Annotated in this window: 1 protein-coding gene; it reads right to left on the minus strand. The window is 71.5% G+C overall.

The window, feature by feature from the left end:
- On the minus strand, nt 1-2,568 hold a 2,568-nt coding region (locus FNH04_RS44610), incomplete at both ends, for a condensation domain-containing protein (RefSeq protein WP_152791937.1).

The raw sequence follows: 2,568 nt of genomic DNA on the forward strand, positions 1-2,568 counted from the left end.
TGACAAGCCCGCCCCGAGTGACCTGCACCCCCTTCGGCCGACCCGTCGAACCCGACGTATAGATCACATACGCCAGCCCGTCCGGACCGGCCCCCGACAACTCCGGCAAACCCGCAGGAGCCACCGCCACCGCGGCCACCACCGCCGGAGCATCCAGGGCCACCACCCGGACCCGCCGCAACGGCAGATCCTCCACCAGCTCAGTCGTACCCACCAGCACCGCGGCACGACTGTCGGACACCATGAACGCCAGCCGCTCGGCCGGATGGTCCGGATCCAGCGGAAGATACGCACCACCAGCCAGCCACACCGCCAGCACCGCCGTCACCATCTCCACCCCACGCGGCAGACACAACCCGACGACCGTCTCCGGGCCCACACCCGCCCCACGCAGACAGTGCGCCAAACGACCGGCCCGCTCCACCAGACCCGCATACGTCAACGACCGCCCACCACACACCACCGCCACCGCATCCGGACACACAGCCGCCCGCGCGACAATCAGCTCACCCGGCCCACCCACCACAGGCCAGGCCACCACCGGACCACCCCCAGCACCCACCAACCGCGCACGCTCGTCGGCGGTGAGCATCGACGCCCGCGTCAGCGGGCGGGCGGTGTCAGCGGCCATCGCGGCCAGCACCGTGCACAGGTAGCCCGCCATGCGCTCCACCGTGCTCCGGTCGAACAGCGCCGTACTGAACTCGACCATCCCCATCAGCCCGCCGGCGCCACCGTCGCTCACGATCAGCCGCAGGTCGAACTTCGCCAACACCCCGCCCAGGTCGGCGTCCTGGGGCGCGGCGTCGTCATCCGGGCCCTCGTGCCCGAAGTAGTCGAACAGCACCTGGAACAGCGGGGTACGGGACCTGTCCCGCTCGGTGACCAGCGCGTCCACCAGCTGCTCGAACGGCAAATCCTGATGGGCGTAGGCGCCCAGCGCCGTCTCGCGCACCCGGCCCAGCAGCTCGGCGAACGTCGGGTCGCCCGACAGGTCGGTGCGCATGACGAGCGTGTTGACGAAGAACCCGATCAGGTCCTCGGTCTCGGCCCGGTTCCGGTTGGCCACCGGTGATCCGACCACCACATCGTCGGTGCCCGCATACCGGCCCAGCACCACGCTGAATCCCGCCAGCAGCACCATGAACATCGTCGCGCTGCTCTCGCGGGCGACCGCCCGCAGCGCGTCGGAGACGTCGGCGGGCACGGTGAACGGAACCACGGCTCCGGCGTTGGACCGCACCGGGGGCCGCGGCCGGTCCAGGGGGAGGTCCAGCACCGGCAGTCCGGCGAGCCGCTCCCGCCAGTAGGCCAGCTGCCGTTCCAGGACGTCCCCGGCCAGCCAAGACCGCTGCCAGGCCGCGAAGTCGGCGTACTGCACCGCGAGCGGCGGCAACGGGTCCGGCTCGCCCGTCCGGAACGCCTCGTACAGCGCGAGCAGGTCCCGGCGGAGCACCTGGGCGGACCACTCGTCGAAGACCACGTGGTGCATGGTGAGCGCCAGTACGTGTCCGGCCTCACCCAGACGGATCAGGCACGCGCGGACCAGCGGGCCGGCCGCCAGATCGAACGGGGCGGCGATGTCCGACATCACCAGCTGTTCAGCGATCCGCCGTGGTTCGGCGGCACCCGACAGGTCGGTCACCGGTAGTGCGAGCGGACCGGGCGGGTCGATCACCTGGTGGGCCACTCCGTCCGGTCCGGCCACCAACCGGGTCCGCAGCACCTCGTGCCGTGCCAGCAGGGCGCCCAGGGCCGTGGTCAGCGCGGCCACGTCCACGTCCTGTCCGAGATGCACCGGCGCGGTCAGGACGTACTCCACCGAACCCGGCTGGAGCTGGTCGAGGAACCACAGCCGCTGCTGGGCGAACGACAGCGGCAACACCTGGTCCCGCGACACCGGGCTGACCGGCGGAGCCACCAGCCCCCGCGCGGTCTCGTCGATCACCCCGCCGAGACTCCGCACCGTCCAGTGGTCGAACAGCGCGGCCAGGGGCACCTCGGCTCCGAACACCTCCCGCACCCGGGACATCATCTGGGTGGCCAGCAGTGAGTGCCCGCCGAGCGCGAAGAAGTTTTCCTCGGCGCCGACCCGGTCCATTTCGAGCAGCTCGGCCCAGATTCCCGCAAGCAGTTCCTCCGTCGCTCCGGACGGGACGGCGACGTCGTGCTCCGGCTCCCGGCGGTTCTGCTCCGGCGCCGGGAGCGCCGCCCGGTCGACCTTCCCCGCGGGGGTGAGCGGAAGGGTGGCCAGCTCGGTGAAGACGGCAGGAATCATGTACTCCGGCAGGCGCCGGGCCGCGAACGCACACAGTTCGTCCGCCGCCGGGATGCCCTCGGCCGGGTCGGTCGGCACCAGGTAGGCAGCCAGCCGCGCCGACGATCCCTCACCCCAAGCGGTGACCACCACCGACCGGACACCGGGGTGCGCGGCCAGCACAGCCTCCACCTCACCCGGCTCGATCCGGTAACCACGCACCTTGACCTGGCCATCAGCCCGGCCCAAAAACTCCAGCCGCCCATCCGGCAGCCACCGCACCCGGTCACCCGTCCGATACATCCGCGAAC

Source organism: Streptomyces phyllanthi, assembly GCF_009377205.1.
In the GTDB taxonomy this organism is placed as follows: Bacteria; Actinomycetota; Actinomycetes; order Streptomycetales; family Streptomycetaceae; genus Streptomyces; species Streptomyces phyllanthi.